Genomic DNA, 20699 nt, shown 5'->3' on the forward strand with positions numbered 1-20699 from the left:
TCCTCACGTACTGCGTGTACGCTCCGGTTGCTGCGCGCTGTCCGCAGTCAAACTGACTGCGCCAATTACGCCTGCGGCACTAAGTGATCCCGGCCGGGAGCGCAGTGCGCCACCCGGCTTCAGTTTAGTGGTGTGAAGAGGTCTTCACGCCGCCTTCCGGCACCGGTACATACGGCGTCTCTTTATCGGAGCGACCGTTGATGGCGCGGGCTTTCTGCCAGGTACGGAACCCGTAGAAAATGATGCTGTACACCACCACCAGGAACAGAATACTCAGACCTGCGTTGGTGTAGTTGTTGACGACGATATGGTTCATATTGGCAATCTGCTGAGCGGTCAGTTCGCCGCCGTTAGCAATCTTCTCTTTGTACTGATTCGCCATAAAGAAGAAGCCTTCCATCTGCGGGTTGGTGCTGAACAGTTTCAGACCCAGCGCCCAGGTGGTGCAGATCAGCAGCCATACTGCCGGAACCACGGTTACCCAGATGTATTTGGTGCGCTGCATTTTAACCAGCACCACGGTGCCGAGAACCAGCGCCACGGCAGCCAGCATCTGGTTAGAGATACCGAACAGCGGCCACAGGCTCTTAACGCCGCCCAGCGGGTCAACAACGCCTTGATACAGCAGGTAACCCCACAGGCCTACGCAGCCTGCAGTACCGATGACACCCGCCACCAGAGAGTCGGTTTTCTTCAGGAACGGGACGAAGTTACCCAGTAAATCCTGCAGCATAAAGCGGCCAGAACGGGTACCGGCATCCAGTGCGGTCAGGATGAACAGTGCTTCAAACAGAATACCAAAGTGGTACCAGAAACCCATGTCAGCCATCGGCAGTACTTTGTGGAACACGTGAGCGATACCCACAGCCAGCGTCGGCGCGCCACCTGCGCGGTTCAGAACGGACGGTTCACCGATGTCTTTCGCGGTCTGCAGGATCTGTTCAGGCGAAATCACGAAGCCCCAGGAGCTGACGGTCGCCGCCGCATGTGCGGTGACATCTTTCAACTGCGCCATAATCAGCGGCGCGTTCTCACCGCTCATTTCATGCAGGTTCGGCATGGTGATGCCAAGGCCCGCAGGCGGGGTGTTCATCGCGAAGTACAGTCCCGGTTCGATGATGGAGGCGGCAACCAGCGCCATAATCGCCACAAAGGATTCCATCAGCATTGCGCCATAGCCAATGAAACGCGCGTCGGTTTCACAAGCCAGCAGCTTCGGCGTGGTACCGGAAGCAATCAGCGCGTGGAAGCCAGATACCGCACCACAGGCGATGGTGATGAACAGGAACGGGAACAGTGCGCCTTTCCACAGCGGGCCAGTACCATCAACGTACTGCGTCATCGCCGGCATTTTCAGTTCCGGGTTGAGGATAACAATCCCCACCGCCAGGCCGACGATAACGCCGATTTTCAGGAAGGTCGCCAGATAGTCGCGCGGGGCGAGGATCAGCCATACCGGCAGCAGCGCAGAGATAAACGCGTAACCGATCAGGGTAAAGGTGATGGTGGTGTCTTTAAAGGTCAGCGCCGGGCCCCAGAACGGATCGTGCGCAATCACGCCGCCGAAGTAGATTGAAGCTACCAGCAGCACAATACCAATTACCGACACTTCGCCCACACGGCCTGGGCGCAGGAATCGCATGTAGATCCCCATAAACAGCGCAATCGGTACGGTTGAGCAGACGGTGAAGACACCCCACGGGCTTTCCGCCAGCGCTTTCACCACGATCAGCGCCAGTACCGCCAGGATGATGATCATGATTAAGAAGCAGCCGAACAGAGCAATGGTTCCCGGGATCGGGCCCATCTCTTCTTTGATCATCTCGCCCAGAGATGCGCCGTTACGGCGGGAAGAGATAAACAGCACCATGAAGTCCTGTACCGCACCGGCCAGCACCACGCCTGCCAGCAGCCATAACGTTCCGGGCAGGTAGCCCATCTGCGCGGCCAGTACCGGTCCGACCAGCGGACCTGCACCGGCGATAGCGGCAAAGTGGTGCCCAAACAATACGTTACGGTTAGTAGGAACGTAGTTCAGACCATCATTGTTGATGACCGCCGGCGTGGCGCGCGTCGGGTCAAGTTTCATCACTTTCTGGGCGATGTACAGACTGTAGTAACGATAGGCCACCAGATAAACAGAAACTGAGGCCACCACGATCCACAGGGCACTAATGTGCTCACCCCGACGTAATGCCACTACCGAGAGGCAGAATGCACCGATGATTCCAAGAATCACCCAGGGTATGTGCTTGAATATCTTTTTCGTATCCATAGTAAAACCTGGTATCTAATTAATAATTGGCCGAAGCCGCGTGGGTTTGATCTTGTGTTTGAGGAGGTAAATTGACTGCTATGTTGGAGGGATCTTGCCAGAGAATTACGCGCGTAAAGTAAGGTAAATAAGTGAGCGGTTGTATGTCAGCTTAAGCGGTCTCAAGTGTCAGTGAGCGGTTAGCAATGAGGGTGAATGGGGGAGTTTATGTGATTGAGATCACGGCATTATAGTGTTCGCTTGCCTAAATGCCGTGTTTCCCCACTGACACAGTATCTGACTGAGATACTTAGATGACGATATAACAGTAAGGCGTTTGTTCGATGTCTCTTAACAACACATGTTTCTTACGTGATTTAGTCAGGTAATATTTTTCATCCAGATAGTGGTCAATAAGTTCATCGAGGCGCTCTTTGTCTATGCGGGGTGTTACCCCGAGCGTCCAGAAGCTACGCAGCTCTAATTCTGAACGTTTGATTTTGGCGCTTTTAACCAAATCAGCAATCATATTTCTGACGCAACTTGTCGGATCCTGGTTCTGCTTGAGTTCAAGTGCAATGTAGCTGTCCTGAGTCCAGCCTTTTTTCCGCAACAAGAAATCTGCACGTACAGACAAACGCTGTGGATTTTTCCGCAGATCGCAGGCGAGAGTTTGTTCACGCCACCATTCATGACCCGTCGAAGCCAAAAGATTGGCAAATTCTATCTGCATCCAGACTTCCCAACCGGAGATGTTGTACTGATCGATGATATTAAGTTTTTGGCGAATATCTTCACGTTCAAAAAAGTGGTGCGCGAGGGTGGATAGGTGATCAAAATCGCGATTCAACATACAAGCATCCTTTCCTTAAAAACGGGAATCCTACACCTAAGACGCAATGGAACGAGTAATTTTTTGCGTAATTTGTCATAGGGAACGAAATTTAATGCGGAAACGATAATTATGTAGCAATTGCTGGCACCATAAAGTTTTCTCTTTCCAGGCCGAAAACCAGAGTATCTGTCTAGCGGAAAGAGAAAACATGTTAAAACGAATGAAGATTGTTACCAGCTTACTGCTGGTATTGGCGCTATTTGGCCTTTTACAGCTCGCCTCAGGCGGCTTGTTTTTTAACTCACTGAAGAATGACAAAGAGAACTTTACCGTTCTGCAAACCATTCGCCAGCAGCAGTCTGCGCTGAACGCTACCTGGGTTGAGCTACTGCAAACGCGTAATACCCTGAACCGGGCGGGGATTCGCTACATGATGGATCAGAGCAACATCGGCAGCGGCGCGACCGTTGCAGAACTGATGCAGGTGGCGAGCAATGCCCTGAAGCTGACCGAAAAAAACTGGGCGATTTACGAGTCGCTTCCGCGCGATCCGCGTCAAAGCGAAGCCGCGTTCCAGGAGATCAACCGCACCTATGACATCTATCACGGCGCGCTGGCGGAGCTGATCCAGTTACTGGGTGAAGGCAAGATCAACGCGTTTTTTGATCAACCGACTCAGAGCTATCAGGACGGTTTTGAGAAGCAGTACATGAGTTACATGCAGCAGAACGATCGCCTGTATGACATCGCGGTTGAGGACAATAACGCTTCCTATAGCCAGGCGATGTGGGTGCTGGTGTGTGTACTGATTACCGTGCTGGCCGCTATCGTTGCGGTGTGGTTTGGTATCAAACTGACGCTGATCTCTCCGATGAACCGCCTGATTGAAAGCATTCGTCATATCGCCAGCGGCGATTTGGTGAAGCGTATTGAGGTGGAAGGTTCCAACGAGATTGGACAACTGGCGGAAAGCCTGCGCCACATGCAGGGTGAACTGATGAACACCGTGGGTGACGTGCGTAACGGCGCTAACGCGATTTACAGCGGCGCCAGCGAGATTGCGATGGGCAACAACGATCTCTCCTCACGTACCGAGCAGCAGGCAGCTTCTTTGGAAGAAACGGCGGCCAGCATGGAACAGCTGACGGCGACCGTGAAGCAGAACGCCGAAAACGCGCGTCAGGCCAGCCATCTGGCGCTGAGCGCTTCGGAAACCGCGCAGAAAGGCGGTAAAGTGGTTGATAACGTGGTGCAAACCATGCGCGATATCGCTTCCAGTTCGCAGAAAATCGCCGATATTATTAGCGTTATCGACGGTATTGCCTTCCAGACCAATATTCTGGCGCTCAACGCCGCGGTAGAAGCCGCACGTGCGGGCGAGCAGGGGCGTGGTTTTGCAGTGGTTGCGGGTGAAGTGCGTAACCTGGCACAGCGTAGTGCGCAGGCCGCGCGCGAGATCAAGAGCCTGATTGAAGACTCGGTCAGCCGTGTGGATGTGGGGTCAACGCTGGTGGAAAGCGCCGGTGAAACCATGGATGAGATCGTCAATGCGGTAACCCGCGTGACCGATATCATGGGTGAAATTGCCTCCGCCTCTGATGAGCAGAGCCGCGGCATCGACCAGGTGGGTCTGGCCGTTGCAGAGATGGATCGCGTGACGCAGCAGAACGCCTCGCTGGTGGAAGAATCCGCCGCTGCCGCCGCGGCACTGGAAGAGCAGGCCAGCCGTCTGACCCAGGCCGTAGCCGTGTTCCGTATTCAGCATGACCAGCAGCGCGCGCGCGACGTTGCCGCCGCTAAACCGGTTTCAACGGTCCAGCCGCGTAAAGCAGCGGTAACTGATGCCGGGGATAACTGGGAAACGTTCTAAGCCTGTGATGCCCGATAAGGCGTAGCCGCCATCGGGCAATCAACGCAGCATCAGGCGCATGGCGCAGCGTCGTTCGTACGTCTGCCCGTGCGCCACCTCTTCAGCTCTTTTTTCGCGCAATTCCGGCGAAAGCGTCTCGTCAGCCAGCATTTCAAAACCCAGCCTCGCATATAGCGGCGCATTCCACGGCACATCGCGGAAAGTGGTCAGCGTCAGTGACGTATAACCTTTCTCGCGAGCCTGTTCGGCAACATAGCCAATCAACCTGCGGCCAATTCCTTTTCCCTGCCACTCCAGATGCAGCGACAGTTCAGCAATAAACAGCGATGACCCCAGCGTTTCGGCTACCAAAAAACCGACCGGACGCTCATCGACCTGCGCCAGCCAGCTCATGCCGGCGGCGGCAAATGCCCGATGCTGAGCAGCCGATATAATCTGGTCGTCAGCAATCCACGCCAGGTCGGGGATGAGTAAAAAACGTTGCCCCGCAGATCGTTCGATGGCGGGAAGAGCGGCAGTTTCTGCCAGAGTCGTGGCGCGCAAGATAATGTTCATACGTGGAGCATAACATGCCCGATAAGCGCGGTGTTATCGGGCATCTGGAGGATTAATCTTTACGCGGATCGCTAATGGGCTGGCGTACCAGGATGATGTAGGCGAGGGCGCCCACCATGGTGACGCAACCGCAGATAATCAGCGCCAGGCGGAAAGAGTTAGTGGTATCCACAATAAAGCCGGTAACGATCGGCGCAAAGGACGCGCAGATAAAACTGGCAAAGTTCTGGATACTGCCTACGGAGGCGGTCATACGTGAAGCGACGGCGACGTGGATCAAGCCCCAGCAGGAGGTTCCGGCGAAGTGGATACAGAACAGCGCCATACCGATCAGTAACACCGCGGCCATTGACGTTGTCGCCTGCGGTACCACGAAGGTGAAGGCTGCAGAGCAGAACATCCCGGCGATAATACAAATCTTCCGGCTCTTAATCGGTGCCATACCGCCTTTCACCAGCCAGTCGGTGACAAAACCGTTAATCAGCATGCCAGCTGCGCCAAACAGGAACGGAATGGCCGCCATTAAGCCGGTGCTTTTTAAATCCAGGTTGTAGGAGGTCTGCAGGTAGCCCGGCAGCCAGGCCAGGTATAACCATGCGGTGTAGTTGATGCCGCTAAAGCCCAGCATCATGCCCCACATGGTACGGTTGCGGAACAGGCTGCGCCATTCGGCAAAGCTCAGCGGATCGCGGCGGGCATTGACGCTGCCGGCGTTCAGGTAAGCCTGTTCTGTGGCGCTCAGATTAATCTGCTCGCGGTTGCGATACAACATGTACCAGCCGATAGCGAGGAAAATGCCCAGCACGCCGATGGTAATAAACATCCAGCGCCAGCCCATAACCAGCATCATTGCAGCCAGAATCGGCGGGCTAATGGCGACGCCGATGGTGGAGGCGGCGTTAAATAAACCCATGGGGCGGCCGCGCTCTTTGATGTTAAACCAGTCGTTGATGACTTTTACGCCGCACGGGTTCATGGGCGCTTCGCCGATCCCCATGCCAATACGCACCAGCACAAACTGAGTAAAGCTGTGTACCATCCCGGACAGCGCCTGAAACAGCGACCAGAAGAACATCCCGAGTCCTAACATAATGCGCGGACCCTTGCGATCCAGCAGCGGGCCGCAGGGCAGTTGTGCAATACCGTAAGCGAGAGAGAAGACCGACAGCAGGACGCCGATTTGCGTGGCGCTCAGCCCCAGTTCTTCCCGAATTGTTAAGTTGGCGACTGATAATGAACTACGGTCGAGGTAATTAATCACCGCAGCAAAAAATAATAAAATCATTGCTGTGGTCTGAATACGTTTAATTCGGCTACTGCGTTGTACCATGCCCTCAGGCGGAACATTAATATCCGCTGATGACGACGTGTCAAACGAAGAACTCGGGTCGAGGGTAATATTATTTTTTTCCACGCCGGACTCCTGAACCTCAATAATTTATTTTCACACAGCAGTGGGCTGTGCAGTATTGAAAAAATACCAGTGATGAATCAATTTACTCATCACCACTCACAAAAGTTTTTAATGCAGTCGACTTAGCGTGAGCATAGGCAAGAGGTATTTTTCAGGGGTTTATATTTTTATAAAATCGTGCTCCCGGTAATGGTTTGCTGTTTTTTATCGGTACTTAATGCGCAGCAGCGCTACTTTGATTAATGGAGCGGATCATCGATTGTTTGGCTGTATTCAAATGGTTACATAGCGCCAGGGTGGCATCCAGGTCGCTGCGGCAGATCAGCGCGCTGAGGATAGTCATATGCTCATCGATGGCAATGATATTGCGCTGTTTAAGATCGCTTTCATCCCACTGATAGTGGAAGTGGAAAATCACGGAGATGATTTCAAGTGATTGATTAAAAAATATATTGTCGGCAGCAGAGAGCAGTAAAGCATGAAACTCACGGTCTAACTGCGAGAACATACGAAAGCTGCTGCCGATGCTGTCGCGCAGGATGCGATGGCGCTCCAACAGCGTTTTGGCCTGCAGCCAGCGCGGGTCATCATCGGGCAGATTGAGGAAATGCTGTAAAGAATGGGTCTCAAGCATTTCTCTGAGTTCAAACAGCTGTTCCGCATAGGCCTGATCGAACTGCTTCATGCTCCACTGACCGCGTTTTTCGTTTTTAATCAGGTTGTAACGTTCGAATTTTAAAAGATATTCCCGCACAACTACCGGACTGACGCCTGCGGCTCTGGCAAGCTGCAGTTCGGAGAAACTCTCGCCTGCGCGCAGTTGGCGCTGGTTGATCATGGTGAAAAAAGCCTGCTCGAAGATCCGGTTTTGCTCGGTCATGGAGGCGGTGGTGCAGGCAAAACCGTCGTTATGGTCAGGTTTACGCACGATGACATAGTGGCTGCCGACCTGCGTCAGTACGCCGCATTCGCTTAAATGGCTCAGCATATGGCGCACGGTGGTGCGACTGATGTTGTACATCTCGGCCAGCGCGCTTTGCGACGGAAGTGGGGAAGGGATATGACCACGCGCCATATCATCGATTATTTGGTTAATCACATTGTGGCGTAAGTTCTGTGAACGGCTCATGGTGTCTCCTTTTTCGCTATTAAAACCCGATTTAAAACATTTTTATGCGCTGAGATTCACAGATTACGTTTCCGCTTTCTCCGGTTTTTTTATTTTCGTCGATATCTGAGGCAACAAAAAAACAGGAGAGCAGAATCATGTCTACGATGAATACGTTGATTTGCCAGGAACCTAAAAAATTAGTCTGGAAAGAGCGTGAAATACCTGTTCCGGGTGAGGGTGAGGCATTAATAAAAATTAAGTCGGTGGGGATTTGTGGCACCGATATTCATGCCTGGGGCGGCAATCAACCTTTTTTCAGCTATCCACGTGTATTAGGCCATGAAATATGTGGGGAAATTGTCGGGCTGGGCAAAAATATACAAAATCTGAAAAATGGCCAGCAGGTGGCGGTTATTCCTTACGTGGCCTGTCAGCAGTGTCCGGCATGTCAGAGCGGGCGCACCAACTGCTGCGAGAATATTTCAGTGATTGGCGTGCACCAGGATGGCGGCTTCAGCGAATACTTGTCCGTGCCGGTGACCAACCTGCTGGATGCGCAGGGCATTGACCCGCAGGCGGCGGCGTTGATTGAGCCTTATGCCATCAGCGCACATGCGGTACGTCGGGCGGCGGTAGCGCCGGGTGAGCAGGTGCTGGTGGTCGGTGCCGGTCCGATTGGTCTGGGCGCGGCGGCGATTGCCAAAGCCGATGGCGCGCAAGTGGTGGTGGCGGATACCAGCCCCGCGCGCCGGGAGCATGTGGTTTCCCGACTGGATCTTCCGGTTATCGATCCGTCTGCTGAAGATTTTGATGCGCAATTGCGCGCTCAGTTTGGCGGCTCGCTGGCGCAAAAGGTCATTGATGCCACGGGGAATCAGCATGCGATGAACAACACGGTGAATTTGATTCGCCATGGCGGCAGCATCGTTTTCGTTGGGCTGTTTAAAGGCGATTTACAGTTCTCCGATCCTGAGTTCCACAAGAAAGAGACCACCATGATGGGCAGTCGCAACGCGACCCCGGAAGATTTTGCCAAGGTGGGCCGCCTGATGTCGGCAGGCAAACTGACCGCCGACATGATGCTCACGCACCGTTACGCGTTTGCCCAACTTGCAGAGATCTACGAGCGGGACGTGATTAACAACCGGGAACTGATTAAAGGCGTGATCACGTTCTGAGAGGATAAGTGTGATGAAAACATTGAATCGACGTGATTTTCCGGGGGCCAGCTACCCAACGCGCGTAATCCAGTTTGGTGAAGGTAATTTCCTGCGGGCGTTTGTCGACTGGCAACTGGATATCCTTAATGAGAAAACGGATCTCAATGCTGGCGTGACCATCGTTCGCCCGATTAATACCGATTTTCCGCCGTCGCTGAATGCTCAGGATGGGTTATATACCACGCTTATTCGTGGGTTGAACGAGCAAGGCGAGGCGGTAAGCGAGGCGCGGCTGATTCGTTCGGTGAATAACGAAATCAACCCGTACAAGGATTTCGCGGCGTATCTGACGCTGGCGCACAATGCGGACATCCGCTTTGTGTTTTCGAACACCACTGAAGCCGGGATTAGCTATCACGCGGCGGACCGTGTGGATGATGCCCCGCCGGTGAGTTTTCCGGCCAAACTGACGCGACTGCTGCTGGAGCGCTTTAACCATTTTGCGGGGGCGGTGGATAAGGGCTGGGTGATTATTCCTTGCGAACTGATCGACTATAACGGCGATGCGCTTAAAACGCTGGTGCTGCAGTATGCGCAGGACTGGCAGCTTCCTGCGGCGTTTGCCGATTGGGTGGAAACGGCGAATACCTTCTGTTCCACGCTGGTTGACCGCATTGTTACCGGCTACCCGCGCGAAGAAGCCGCCGCGCTGGAAGCTACGCTTGGCTATCACGATGCATTTCTCGATACCGCGGAACACTTTTATCTGTTCGTGATTCAGGGACCTGTATGGCTGGCTGAAGAGTTAAAGCTGGCGCAATGCCCTCTGAATATCCGAGTAGTAAACGATATTAAGCCGTACAAGGAACGTAAGGTCGCGATTCTGAACGGCGCGCATACGGCGCTGGTGCCGGTTGCCTGGCTGTGCGGGCTGGATACCGTTGGCGAAGCGATGCAGGATGCCGATGTCCGCCGTTTTGTCGAGCGAGCGATTAGCGAGGAAATTATACCGGTATTGGATCTCGACGCCGATGAACTGCGAGAATTTGCCGGTGCGGTGAGCGGGCGTTTTCAGAACCCCTACATTCGCCATCAGTTACTTTCCATCGCGCTTAACGGCATGACCAAATTCCGCACCCGTATATTGCCGCAGCTGCTGGCGGGCCAGCAAAATGGATGTTGGCCTGTGCGCTTAACCTTCGCTCTGGCCGCGCTGTTGGCGTTTTATCGCAGTGAACGGGCCGGGGAAGGCTATCCATTGCAGGATGACGAGCAGTGGATAAATCTGTATGCCAGCCTGTGGCCGCAAGTTGGCAATGATTTAACGCTGCGGGAACTGGTGAATGCCGTGCTCGGCGAGGCCGCGCACTGGGGTGAAGATTTAACGTTATTGCCAGGTCTTGCTGAGCAGGTGACAGCCAATCTGGAAATGATTCTGGTGCAGGGTATGCGTCAGGCGGTGAACTGTCTGGAATAAGGTTGCCATGCAGCGCCCGGAGTGGTGTTGGGCGCTGTTTTTTTATCAGGCAAGATCACAAAACAGGAATAAAGCGGCATCTGGCGCGTCAATGAGGGATTGTTTAGCGGCATCATTATTGCCACGGTAACAATCATGAGAGAGTACGATGCGCAAAGATGCCCTGCTGGCTTTTCTGACTAATCAGACCGATTTTTTCGATCCTGAGCATATCAGCGAAGTCTTTACCGCGCGCTATCTGGCGCAGCGTTTCAACATGCAGCGCAATACCGCCAGCCATTATCTGAACCAGCTGGTTGCACAGGGGATTCTGGTTAAAATCAACACCCGTCCCGTTTATTTCTTGCATAAACAAGCATTTGCTCAGCAATTTTTTGCCCTGTCGTGTAATGAATATGCCAGCGTGGCAGAGCTGTTGGCGCAAGGGGAGGAGGAGGACCAGTCGGGGGATCACTTTTCTCTGCTGATTGGCCACAACGAAAGCCTGAAAAAACCAATAGAGCAACTGAAGACCGCGTTGTTCTACCCTGAGGGCGGGCTGCCGCTGTTGATTACCGGGGAGAGCGGCACGGGGAAGAGCTATCTCGCGCAGTTGATGCATGAGTACGCCATCGCGCAGGAACTGATCGCCCCGGATGCCCCTTTTATCACTTTTAACTGTGCGCAATATGCCAGTAATCCGGAACTGCTCGCCGCGAACCTGTTCGGCTATGTGAAGGGAGCCTTCACCGGAGCGCTGGCCGACAAAGCCGGCGCATTTGAGGCGGCGCACGGCGGGATGCTATTTCTCGATGAGGTGCACCGGCTGAACACCGACGGTCAGGAAAAACTGTTCACCTGGCTCGATCGCGGCGAGATCTACCGGGTGGGCGAGACGGCGCAAGGGCATCCGGTGTCCGTCCGGCTGGTGTTTGCCACCACCGAAGAGCTGCATAGTACGTTTCTGACCACTTTCTTACGCAGGATCCCGATCCAGGTCAGTCTGCCGGATCTTCAGCAGCGCAGCCGTCAGGAAAAAGAAGCGTTGATCCTGCTGTTCTTCTGGTCAGAGGCGAAGACTTTATCAGCCACGTTGACGCTTAAGCCTCGCCTGTTGCAAATCCTCAATCAGTATGTCTATCGCGGTAACGTCGGCGAACTGAAAAATGCGGTGAAGTATGCGGTGGCGACCGCATGGGCGAAAAATCCGGGGCGGGAGTCGGTCACCGTGTCGTTGCACGATCTGCCCGATGCCATGCTGACTGCGCTGCCGTCGCTGAATGAGCCGATTACAGAGGAAGAACCGGTCACCGTTACACCGCAGAGCAACCTGCTCTGGCTGCTGCGCGCACGTGATGAAACACAGGGCATGATCCACGACACTCAGTGTCTGGTGCTGGCGCTGTACGAGTCCGTTCGCTGTGCAAAGGAGAGCTGGGCGACGGTACAAAAGCGCATGGGGGATGAGATCGAAACGCTGTTTGATCGGCTAATCTTCAGCGGCGACGATCGTTCCCACTCCCAGCGGTTGTTGCTGATCACCAGTCAGGTAAGAGAGGAGTTCTGGCGGCTGGAAAAACGCTTCAATATGCAGCTCAATGGCAACTGCATTTACGCGCTCAGCCACTATTTGATCCACCGCGCCACGCTGGCTCCCTCGCGTCTGAACAGCGAACAGGTTCGCCAGTTGGATGGCTTTCTCGCCCAAAAATTTCCGCTACTGTATAGCTTCTGCCAGCAGATTCTGGACACGCTCACTCAGAAGCTGGATCTGGAGCCGCGGCGGATCGATGTTTTGCTACTGGTGCTCTGGCTGCATAAGCAAGGGGTAACCAGCCAAAAACAGGTCACTCATGCCGTGATCCTCGCACATGGTTACGCCACTGCCAGCAGTATTGCCAACGTGGCGAACCGGCTGTTAAAAAATAATATTTTTGAGTCGTTCGATATGCCGCTGGATGTCACGCCAGAAGCGATTGCTCAGCAGGTGATGCGTTATCTGGAAAGTCACCCGCTGGCATCAGGATTAATGATCCTCGTGGATATGGGCTCGCTGAAGGCCATACATCAACACTTCGACAAAGCAATCTCAACGCCGGTGACCATCGTCAATAACGTCTCAACCAGCATGGCGCTGTATGTGGGCGAGCGTATTTTACAGGGACATTTTATTGAGGACATTGCCCGCGATATTGCTCAGGATTTACCGGTGGAGCATCAGCTTTATTGGCCGAAAAGCAGCAAACCTAAAGCTATTCTGACTACCTGCGCCACCGGAATTGGCGTGGCGACCAACCTTTGTTCACTGCTGCAGGCCAGTATCCCGGAGGCTCTGGGAATTGAAGTGGTGGCCTGCGACTATGCCATGCTGGCGCACAATAAACAGCAGGAACCGGTGTTTAGCCGTTATGACGTGTTGGCGATAGTCGGCACGTTAGATCCGCAAATACGCAGCCTTCCCTGGATCTCGCTGGATTCCCTGATTTCAGGGGAGGGGAATCAGCAGTTGAGGACGCTGTTTGGCGCGTTAACCACGCCTGAGCAGGTGACGGAAATTAATAATCTCATCCTGAAAAACTTCTCGCTCAGAAGGGTGATCGAGTCAGTCACCATTCTGGATACCGGAAAAGTGATTAATCACGTTGAACAGTTTCTGCTGCGCTATGAGCAACTGGCGGGGCAGATTGTTTCTAACGAGCGCAAGGTTGCGCTGTACGTGCACATCAGTTGTCTGATTGAGCGTTTGATCCGCAATGCGGGGATTACCGCCCACAGCGGGCACCAGTGTCCGGAACACGAGCTGAATATGCTGCGCGAGGCGTTTAGTGTCATTGAGAGTAACTACAGTGTCAAAATCCCCGGCGCAGAGCTTTGCTATATCCATAATATTCTGACCTTCGACACAGAATATATCGAGCAAGATCAACAGTTTTAATCTCTTTATCCCACTCTCATTCTTTTCTCGGCGGCGGGCCACTGTTTCTGGCACGCCGCTTGCTCTGTTAACAGCAGTGGAATCTGTTTTCAGAGGTAAGGATGAAGAGACAGTATATTTTTGCCAGTCACGGCACGCTTGCCAGCGGCGTTTTAAATTCCGTTGAACTGATTTTAGGTAAACGCAATAACGTGCTAACGCTGTGCGCTTATGTTGAAGAAGGTGTGGATTTAAGCCAACAGGTTGATGCGCTGATGGCGCAGATTCCGCAGGACGCTGAGGTGATCGCTCTGACCGATATCTTCGCGGGAAGCGTCAACAATGAGTTCGTGCGCTATTTATCACGCGATCATTTTCACCTGCTGGCCGGAATAAATCTGCCATTGGTGATTGACCTGTTTATGTCGGAAGAGGAGGGCAATGCCGCACAGGTCATTTCCGCCGCGCTGATGAACTCAAAAGAAAATATTCAGTATTGCAATCAGACCATCACCAGCGCCATGCACGGCGATAAAGACTTTTAAGGGGAGGGAGAATCATGATTGTATTTCTTCGCGTGGATCATCGCTTATTACACGGTCAGGTGGCGTTTTCATGGACGCAATATGTTGACGCTGATTGCATCCTTATTGCTAATGACAGCGTACCCAACGATGAATTACGTAAAACGACCATAAAAATGGCTAAGCCACCGGCGGTTAAATTAGTCATTAAAAATATTAACGATGCGATTGAAGCTATTAAGAGCGGCGTTACTGATAAATATAAGCTGTTTATTGTCGTGGAGTCGGTCACCGACGCCTGGCGTCTGGCACGTGAGTTGCCCGAAATAAAAAGCATCAATCTCGGTGGCACCAAAGTCCGTGAGGGAAGCCAGAATATTTCCAAAGCGATCAATCTATTACCGGAAGAAGTGGCCCAACTTCAGGAGCTGGTGGCTGCCGGCGTTGAGGTTGAGATTCGGCTGGTGCCCAACGATCGCAAACAACGCTTTGCCTGAACGGATTACTTCCTGAGGATACATTATGGTAGAGGCACTTTTACTCGGTCTGGTGGCGTTTATAGCGCAGTCTGAATATGCGCTGGGAACCTCGTTGATCTCCAGACCTATCGTGACGGGACTACTGACGGGACTGGTATTGGGGGATATGGAAACTGGTATTGTGATGGGGGCGACGCTTGAACTGGCGTTTATTGGTTCGTTCTCGGTGGGAGCATCGCTGCCGCCGGACGTGGTAACCGGCGGTATTTTGGGCGTTGCTTTTGCGATTAACTCAGGAGCGGGCGCAGAGACCGCGTTGTTGCTGGGTCTGCCCATCGCCACGTTGGCGCTTATCGTAAAAAATATCTATAACGGGATGTTCATCCCGCTGCTTTGTCATAAAGCCGATGCGTACGCTGAAGTGGGAAATACCCGCGGTATTGAACGGATGCACTTAATTTCCGGAATTGGGCTTTCGCTGACGTTGGGAATTATTGTCACCGTCTCTTATCTCGCCGGTGTGAATGTGGTGAAAGGTTTTCTCGATGCCATTCCGGAATTTATTAAGCATGGTTTAAGCGTTGCCACCGGGATTATTCCGGCGCTTGGTTTCGCCATGCTGGCACGTTTGTTAATTAACAAAAAAGTAGCCCCTTATTTTTTTCTCGGTTTTGTATTAATGGCGTATTTGAAAATACCGGTCACGGGTATCGCGATTCTCGGCGCGATTGTCGCCGTGGTGATGGTGAATATGCCGAAAATAAATCAATCTCAGACTGCACCCGCACAAGGAGCGCCTCATGACGATGAAGATGATTTCTGAAGACGATCGCCAGCAGGTGGACACCGCAGGAGAAGTGACCGCACGCGATCTCCGCCGTGTTTTCTGGCGCTCCTTCATGATGGAGTTTTCCTGGAATTATGAACGACAGATGAACCTGGCGTTTGCGTATACGCTTATTCCGGTACTGAAAAAGCTCTATACCCGCAAAGAGGATTTGGCGCAGGCGCTGAAACGCCACCTCGCTTTCTTTAATACCACGCCGCATATCGTCACTCTGATCCTTGGGATCACCGTGGCTATGGAGGAGAAAAACAGTCAGCAGAAAGGTATGGATGCGACATCCATTGATAACGTTAAGGCATCGCTGATGGGGCCGTTGGCAGGAATTGGCGACTCCTTTTTCTGGGGAACGCTGCGCCTGATTGCCACCGGTATCGGCACCAGCCTGGCGCTAAAAGGCAATATCCTGGGCCCTATTCTGTTCCTGCTGGTCTTCAATGTGCCGCATATTCTGGTGCGCTGGCTGTTTACACGCTGGGGATATGTGCTGGGCACCGGCGTGCTGCAGAGAATACAGCAAAGCGGCATGATGGAGAGCCTGACTTACGGTGCTTCGATTATTGGCCTGATGGTAGTGGGTGCCATGACGGCGTCGATGATTGATATCACGATCCCCATCACCTTTGGTACGGGTGAGGCGAAAACCCATGTGCAGGACATTATCAACGACATTATGCCCTGCCTGTTACCACTGGTGAGCTTTGCCATCGTTTACTGGCTACTTGGCAAGAAGGTTAAGCCATTAACTATTATTGGCGGTATCGCATTGGTCGGTATTTTGGGTTCCTGGATTGGTCTTTTTTAAGAGGGAAAAATGATGTCACCAACCATGCTGACGTATATCAATGAAGAGTCTGCAACGCTGGTCCGCATCCTGCGCGAATATCGTCAAACGCTGGCCGATATTTCCGACTTTGCGCACCACCGCAAAATAGAACGAATCACGATACTGGCTACCGGTTCGTCATTAAATGCGGCATATTGCGCCCGTTATTTTTTCGAAAAGTTCGCGATAAATATCGATATTAAAGAGCCGTACACCTTTACCCATTATGAGAATCTCGACCCGCAGGCTGACATGGTGATTGCGATTTCACAAAGCGGTAAAAGCGCCTCCACGCTGGATGCCATGCGGAAGGTGCAAGCGCAGGGGATTCCGGTTTTTGCACTGACCTCCGATCGGCAGAGCCCTGTTGGGCTGGCCTGTGACTATCCGCTGGATATTCTTACCGGCATTGAGAAGGTCGGATTTGTTACCCGCGGATTCAGCGCCACCGTACTTAATTTGCTGCTGGTGGCACTACTGCTGGCCCGCCAGCAACAGCGCCTGGATGAGCGCGAAATGGTGGATTATCTGGCGCAGCTTGAGCGCATCGCGGTGGAGATTCCTGACGCGATCGCGCGCACTGAAGCATTTATTCATACGCATCAAACCATATTGCAACAGGGAAAACGGTTTGTCGCCATCGGCTATGGTGCGCTGGTGGGGGTGGCAAAAGAGTTTGAAACCAAGTTCACCGAGACGGTGCGTGTGCCGTCTGCCGGATTTGAGCTTGAGGCATACATGCATGGGCCTTATCTGGAGGCCAATGCGGAGCACGTGATGTTCTTCTTTGACGACGATAGCGACGAGCGCTCCCGGGCGCTGCGTGGCTATATGTCGCCGGCGGTGGAGCGAGCCTTTAGGGTGACTCTGGCGGCACAGGCGCAGGATGACGAGACATTGGCTCTTGGTGTGGATGTGGATCATTTTTTATCGCCGCTGTTACTCATTGTGCCGGTACAACTGCTGGCTTTCTATATTGCATCGCTGAAAGGCATCGACCTTTCTGTGCGTATTTTTGACGATTTCGATCGCGTATTAAAAAGTAAAATCTAATTTATCAGGAGAGAAAATATGTTGGGTTTTAATCAGGACGAGTACCTGACGAGTGCTCGTGAGATAATTGCTGCGCGCAAAAAAACAGAACAGGTGGCGGATGATATTCATCAGTCGGGCTTCAGTTCTTTATTTTTTGCCTCCGTAGGGGGCTCATTAGCACCCATGATGGCCATAAATGAATTCGCCAAAGAATTAACCGATCTGCCGGTTTATATCGAACAGGCGGCAGAATTAATTCATAAAGGTAATAAACGGCTAAATAAAGATTCGGTGGTAGTGACGCTATCGAAATCAGGCGATACCAAAGAATCGGTCGCTATCGCTGAGTGGTGTAAAGCGCAGGGCATTCGCGTGGTGGCAATTACCAAAAACGCCGACTCACCGCTGGCGCAGGCGGCAACATGGCATATTCCGATGCGCCACAAAAATGGCGTGGAATATGAGTATATGCTGCTGTATTGGCTGTTCTTCCGCGTTCTCTCTCATCATGGTGACTTTGCGGATTACGAGCGGTTTGCCAGCCAGCTGGAGACATTGCCTGAGCACCTGCTGCAGGCGAAGCAGATCTTTGATCCGCAGGCGGACCAGATCGCCAGTCGTTACCATCGCAGTGACTATATGATGTGGGTCGGCGGAGCAGAGATGTGGGGTGAGGTCTATCTGTTCTCGATGTGTATTCTGGAAGAGATGCAGTGGAAACGCACCCGGCCAGTGACCTCAGCGGAGTTCTTTCATGGCGCGCTGGAACTGCTGGAGAAAGATGTACCGCTGCTGCTGGTGAAAGGGGAGGGGAAATGTCGGGCGCTTGATGAACGCGTGGAGCGTTTTGCCGCGCAGATCACCGATAATCTGGTGGTGATCGATCCGGCACATTACCCGATGCCGGGCATCGACGACGCTTTCCGCTGGATAATGGCGCCTTGCCTGGTCTCGACGCTGCTGGTTGATCGCCTCGCGGCGCACTTTGAGCACTATACGGGCCACAGCCTGGACATCCGCCGTTACTACCGCCAGTTTGAGTACTAACAGAAAAGGGAGCAATGCTCCCTTTTTTTACCCCTGAGCTGCCACCACTTTGATTTCCACCATCCCGATCCCCAGCTTGCGCGGCGAGTGGCCGAGAATATTGCCCTCGTTGGTGGCGACCGGATCGGGTGGGATAATCACCAGCGTATCGGCATCCGCCGGGTTTTCAAAATGTAAGGTAGTGGTGCTGATATCATGGCTTAACACCAGCGTCTGTTCCTCATTGCCAACGCGCACGGGTATCGGGCGATTGGCGTTATCGCCATAGGCTTTGGCGGTGATGACCAGATCGAATTTTTTCGGCAATGGCGCTTTGTATTCGATTTTTACCTCTTCACTGAGCTGCGCATTGGACCAGCGTCCCCAGGATTCGGGGCGTGAAATACCACTAAATTGTTTCACCTCTTCCGGCGCACCCGCCACGTTAAAGACGAAGCTGTCGGCTTTGTAGCGAATATCGTTATCGACAATTTTCAGCGTATCGACGTTTCCTTTGTAGCGCTCCATGTCGATCACCGTGTCTTTAAAGACGGTTTTGCTTTTCCATTTGGCTTTGTCAACGTGCTGCACAATTTGTTGCCCGCCCAGTTGCCCCTGAGAGACGCACCAGTCGGTGGAAAGCGCCAACTCCGGCGCCCACAGCTGCGCCATTTTGTAGCAGCGATCGACCCAGACAAAGTTATCGCGCGGCGCGAAATCCGCCAACTGGAAGCGCAACGGCGCCGAGTATTCGCTTTCTGGTAGTGGTTCGACGCGTTTATCTGATACGCGCAGCAGCAGTGGCAGGCGGAAATGACTGCCGGAGAACGCGATCATGTTCTTGTCCTGGTCAATGGTGAACTCTTTCATCTCTTTCGGGAAATTCCACAGGCGGATGATATCGGGCTTCCACGCCAGCATTTTTTCTTTGATGTTGAGGAATACTTCCGATACGGATTCGCCCGACAAACTGCTGCGGCCAAGGCCGATAAAGTTATCGCCGCCCAGAATATCCAGCACCGTTGCGCCGTTATCCATCGTGTTACGTTTCACCGCCAGCGTATCCTGTTGCGGCTGGTCGCCGCGTAACACGAAGAACAGGTTGTTGCGGTCCTGCTTGTTCAGATACTTCCAGGCGGTGTTGTTCATTGCCAGATGATCGGAAGAAACCACGATCACGGTATCTTTAAACCACGGGGATGCTTTGATTTTATTAATAAATTCAGCGATATTTTCCTGGCTACAGCTCACCGCGCTGAAGGACTGATTGGCCTTACCGTCGATGTCATAACGTTTACGGTTACAGCTACGAGAGATAAATCCATCTGGATGATGGGTATCCACGGTCAGGGTAAACAGTGAAAAACGTTGTCCTGAACGCGAAAGTTCTTCAAATTTTTTCCATGCTTCGTCCAGCACGGTGTCATCGTAAAAGCCCCAGTCGTTACGATATGCGGGATCCGCCACCACGCTTTTTAACTCTTCTGCGCCGTACAGATGATCAAACCCGTGAGATTTCAGGAACACATCCTTCCCGGCAAAGCGCAGGTTGGCCCCCTGCACAAAGTAGTTTTGGTAGCCGGAGTTTTTCAGGATATCGCCGAGACAGATATTGTTGGGGAAAAAGCTGGAAACCGATGCCGAGGCGTTGCCTTCAAATGGCGCAAATAACGGGATGCCACATTGCGAAGCGACCATGCCAGCGATGGTGTAATCCGTCCCTGGTAGCTGCATGGTGTTGCTGAAATCCATGCCTTCGTTTTTCAACGCGCCGAGCTCCGGGGTCAGATCCGGGAACGCCTCGTTATTAAAGTAGGTGCGTTCGAGACTTTCGCCGTAGATATAAACCAGGTTCAGCTTCGGATGAGGGATGGTTTTCGACGGCTCTTTATAATAGGTCAGGAAATCCGGATCGCCATCGCGCGACTGAGATTTCACCAGTTCAGTTATCTGGTGAAACGCCGGGCTGGCGTCAACGGAGGCCAGCGCCAGCAGCAGGGCCAACAGGCTGTAACCCACGTGATGCGGGTGATGGCGACGGCGGCGAAGGATCCAGCCGAGGGCGACGAAGACGGTCGTCAGCGCCAGCGCAATGCCGACGCCAGGCAGAATATATTTCCCGATACCTGCGCCGGTCAGGCTGTTGGTCAGAGTATAAAGCACCGCGTCGTTGATTCCGTCGCCGGTGAAATAGTCACTGGCATACAGTGTGATATTTAAGACAATAAAAGTCCCCAGCACCGTTAACGTGGCGGCAAACCACCAGGTATTGCGACCCGCTTTCCAGGCATAAATCAGCACTGAAGCGAGAAACAGAGTGATGGAGATTAATTCTGACACGGTCGATCCTCAGTAAACCGGGCACATGCCTGGCAGGCTAATCATTTGGTGAGAGA

At 52.9% G+C, this 20699-nt stretch carries 16 protein-coding genes; 10 read left to right on the forward strand and 6 right to left on the reverse strand.

Going from position 1 to position 20699, the window contains the following annotated elements:
- Nucleotides 1-124: 124 nt before the first annotated feature.
- Nucleotides 125-2275, reverse strand: coding sequence for a pyruvate/proton symporter BtsT (gene btsT, locus OGV69_RS09915; protein WP_038636946.1), 2151 nt, complete (start codon nucleotides 2273-2275; stop codon nucleotides 125-127).
- A 289-nt stretch (nucleotides 2276-2564) separates the two neighbouring features.
- Nucleotides 2565-3107 (reverse strand): hypothetical protein, encoded by a 543-nt coding sequence (locus OGV69_RS09920; RefSeq protein ID WP_069324113.1) that lies wholly within the window; start codon nucleotides 3105-3107, stop codon nucleotides 2565-2567.
- Between the two features lie 190 nt (nucleotides 3108-3297).
- On the opposite strand from OGV69_RS09920, the gene tsr reads away from it, so the two are divergent.
- A complete protein-coding gene (tsr, locus tag OGV69_RS09925) occupies nucleotides 3298-4959 on the forward strand; it encodes a methyl-accepting chemotaxis protein (RefSeq protein WP_038636951.1) in 1662 nt (553 codons plus the stop codon).
- A 39-nt stretch (nucleotides 4960-4998) separates the two neighbouring features.
- On the opposite strand, the gene OGV69_RS09930 is transcribed toward tsr, so the two are convergent.
- From OGV69_RS09930 to OGV69_RS09940, 3 genes are all read right to left on the reverse strand, one after another.
- A complete protein-coding gene (locus OGV69_RS09930) occupies nucleotides 4999-5514 on the reverse strand; it encodes a GNAT family N-acetyltransferase (RefSeq protein ID WP_042312563.1) in 516 nt (171 codons plus the stop codon).
- Between the two features lie 52 nt (nucleotides 5515-5566).
- On the reverse strand, nucleotides 5567-6928 hold the full coding sequence (locus tag OGV69_RS09935) for an MFS transporter (RefSeq protein ID WP_069324112.1): 1362 nt from the start codon (nucleotides 6926-6928) through the stop codon (nucleotides 5567-5569).
- 214 nt (nucleotides 6929-7142) lie between these two features.
- Complete coding sequence (locus OGV69_RS09940; protein WP_069324111.1) at nucleotides 7143-8057, reverse strand: GntR family transcriptional regulator; 915 nt, start codon at nucleotides 8055-8057, stop codon at nucleotides 7143-7145.
- A 137-nt stretch (nucleotides 8058-8194) separates the two neighbouring features.
- Here OGV69_RS09940 and OGV69_RS09945 point away from each other — a divergent pair, with 137 nt between their 5' ends.
- From OGV69_RS09945 to OGV69_RS09985, 9 genes are all read left to right on the forward strand, one after another.
- The gene (locus OGV69_RS09945; RefSeq protein WP_069324110.1) at nucleotides 8195-9217 is read left to right on the forward strand and encodes a zinc-binding alcohol dehydrogenase family protein; all 1023 of its coding nucleotides are present in this window, start codon (nucleotides 8195-8197) and stop codon (nucleotides 9215-9217) included.
- Between the two features lie 13 nt (nucleotides 9218-9230).
- Nucleotides 9231-10676, forward strand: coding sequence for a tagaturonate reductase (locus OGV69_RS09950; RefSeq protein ID WP_069324109.1), 1446 nt, complete (start codon nucleotides 9231-9233; stop codon nucleotides 10674-10676).
- 148 nt (nucleotides 10677-10824) lie between these two features.
- Nucleotides 10825-13590, forward strand: a complete 2766-nt coding sequence (locus tag OGV69_RS09955; protein ID WP_069324108.1) for a sigma-54-dependent transcriptional regulator — start codon at nucleotides 10825-10827, stop codon at nucleotides 13588-13590.
- Nucleotides 13591-13691: 101 nt separating this feature from the next.
- Complete coding sequence (locus tag OGV69_RS09960; protein WP_038636967.1) at nucleotides 13692-14114, forward strand: PTS sugar transporter subunit IIA; 423 nt, start codon at nucleotides 13692-13694, stop codon at nucleotides 14112-14114.
- 14 nt (nucleotides 14115-14128) lie between these two features.
- Nucleotides 14129-14590 carry a PTS sugar transporter subunit IIB gene (locus OGV69_RS09965; protein ID WP_038636968.1) on the forward strand — a complete coding sequence of 154 codons (462 nt, stop codon included), beginning with the start codon at nucleotides 14129-14131 and terminating at the stop codon, nucleotides 14588-14590.
- Nucleotides 14591-14615: 25 nt separating this feature from the next.
- Entirely contained in the window at nucleotides 14616-15395 is a 780-nt protein-coding gene (locus OGV69_RS09970; protein ID WP_006686564.1) for a PTS mannose/fructose/sorbose/N-acetylgalactosamine transporter subunit IIC, read from the forward strand.
- The gene (locus tag OGV69_RS09975; RefSeq protein WP_038636969.1) at nucleotides 15373-16221 is read left to right on the forward strand and encodes a PTS system mannose/fructose/sorbose family transporter subunit IID; all 849 of its coding nucleotides are present in this window, start codon (nucleotides 15373-15375) and stop codon (nucleotides 16219-16221) included. The genes OGV69_RS09970 and OGV69_RS09975 overlap by 23 nt, the downstream gene beginning before the upstream one ends.
- Before the next feature lie 12 nt (nucleotides 16222-16233).
- Complete coding sequence (locus OGV69_RS09980) at nucleotides 16234-17295, forward strand: SIS domain-containing protein (protein ID WP_069324107.1); 1062 nt, start codon at nucleotides 16234-16236, stop codon at nucleotides 17293-17295.
- Nucleotides 17296-17313: 18 nt separating this feature from the next.
- On the forward strand, nucleotides 17314-18324 hold the full coding sequence (locus tag OGV69_RS09985) for an SIS domain-containing protein (protein ID WP_069324106.1): 1011 nt from the start codon (nucleotides 17314-17316) through the stop codon (nucleotides 18322-18324).
- A 27-nt stretch (nucleotides 18325-18351) separates the two neighbouring features.
- On the opposite strand, the gene opgB is transcribed toward OGV69_RS09985, so the two are convergent.
- Complete coding sequence (gene opgB / locus OGV69_RS09990; RefSeq protein ID WP_069324105.1) at nucleotides 18352-20643, reverse strand: phosphatidylglycerol--membrane-oligosaccharide glycerophosphotransferase; 2292 nt, start codon at nucleotides 20641-20643, stop codon at nucleotides 18352-18354.
- Between the last annotated feature and the right edge of the window lie 56 nt (nucleotides 20644-20699).

It is taken from the genome of Citrobacter sp. Cc139, assembly GCF_030334645.1.
GTDB classification, from domain to species: Bacteria; Pseudomonadota; Gammaproteobacteria; order Enterobacterales; family Enterobacteriaceae; genus Citrobacter; species Citrobacter werkmanii.

Bases quoted from the DNA above. Each gene is read 5' to 3' on its own strand.
- OGV69_RS09955 (WP_069324108.1), top strand. From the start codon at position 10,825: ATGCGCAAAGATGCCCTGCTGGCTTTTCTGACTAATCAGACCGATTTT.
- OGV69_RS09965 (WP_038636968.1), top strand. From the start codon at position 14,129: ATGATTGTATTTCTTCGCGTGGATCATCGCTTATTACACGGTCAGGTG.
- OGV69_RS09980 (WP_069324107.1), top strand. From the start codon at position 16,234: ATGTCACCAACCATGCTGACGTATATCAATGAAGAGTCTGCAACGCTG.
- btsT (WP_038636946.1), bottom strand. From the start codon at position 2,275: ATGGATACGAAAAAGATATTCAAGCACATACCCTGGGTGATTCTTGGA.
- OGV69_RS09950 (WP_069324109.1), top strand. From the start codon at position 9,231: ATGAAAACATTGAATCGACGTGATTTTCCGGGGGCCAGCTACCCAACG.
- OGV69_RS09975 (WP_038636969.1), top strand. From the start codon at position 15,373: ATGACGATGAAGATGATTTCTGAAGACGATCGCCAGCAGGTGGACACC.
- OGV69_RS09985 (WP_069324106.1), top strand. From the start codon at position 17,314: ATGTTGGGTTTTAATCAGGACGAGTACCTGACGAGTGCTCGTGAGATA.
- OGV69_RS09960 (WP_038636967.1), top strand. From the start codon at position 13,692: ATGAAGAGACAGTATATTTTTGCCAGTCACGGCACGCTTGCCAGCGGC.
- OGV69_RS09940 (WP_069324111.1), bottom strand. From the start codon at position 8,057: ATGAGCCGTTCACAGAACTTACGCCACAATGTGATTAACCAAATAATC.
- OGV69_RS09945 (WP_069324110.1), top strand. From the start codon at position 8,195: ATGTCTACGATGAATACGTTGATTTGCCAGGAACCTAAAAAATTAGTC.
- OGV69_RS09920 (WP_069324113.1), bottom strand. From the start codon at position 3,107: ATGTTGAATCGCGATTTTGATCACCTATCCACCCTCGCGCACCACTTT.
- tsr (WP_038636951.1), top strand. From the start codon at position 3,298: ATGTTAAAACGAATGAAGATTGTTACCAGCTTACTGCTGGTATTGGCG.
- OGV69_RS09930 (WP_042312563.1), bottom strand. From the start codon at position 5,514: ATGAACATTATCTTGCGCGCCACGACTCTGGCAGAAACTGCCGCTCTT.
- OGV69_RS09970 (WP_006686564.1), top strand. From the start codon at position 14,616: ATGGTAGAGGCACTTTTACTCGGTCTGGTGGCGTTTATAGCGCAGTCT.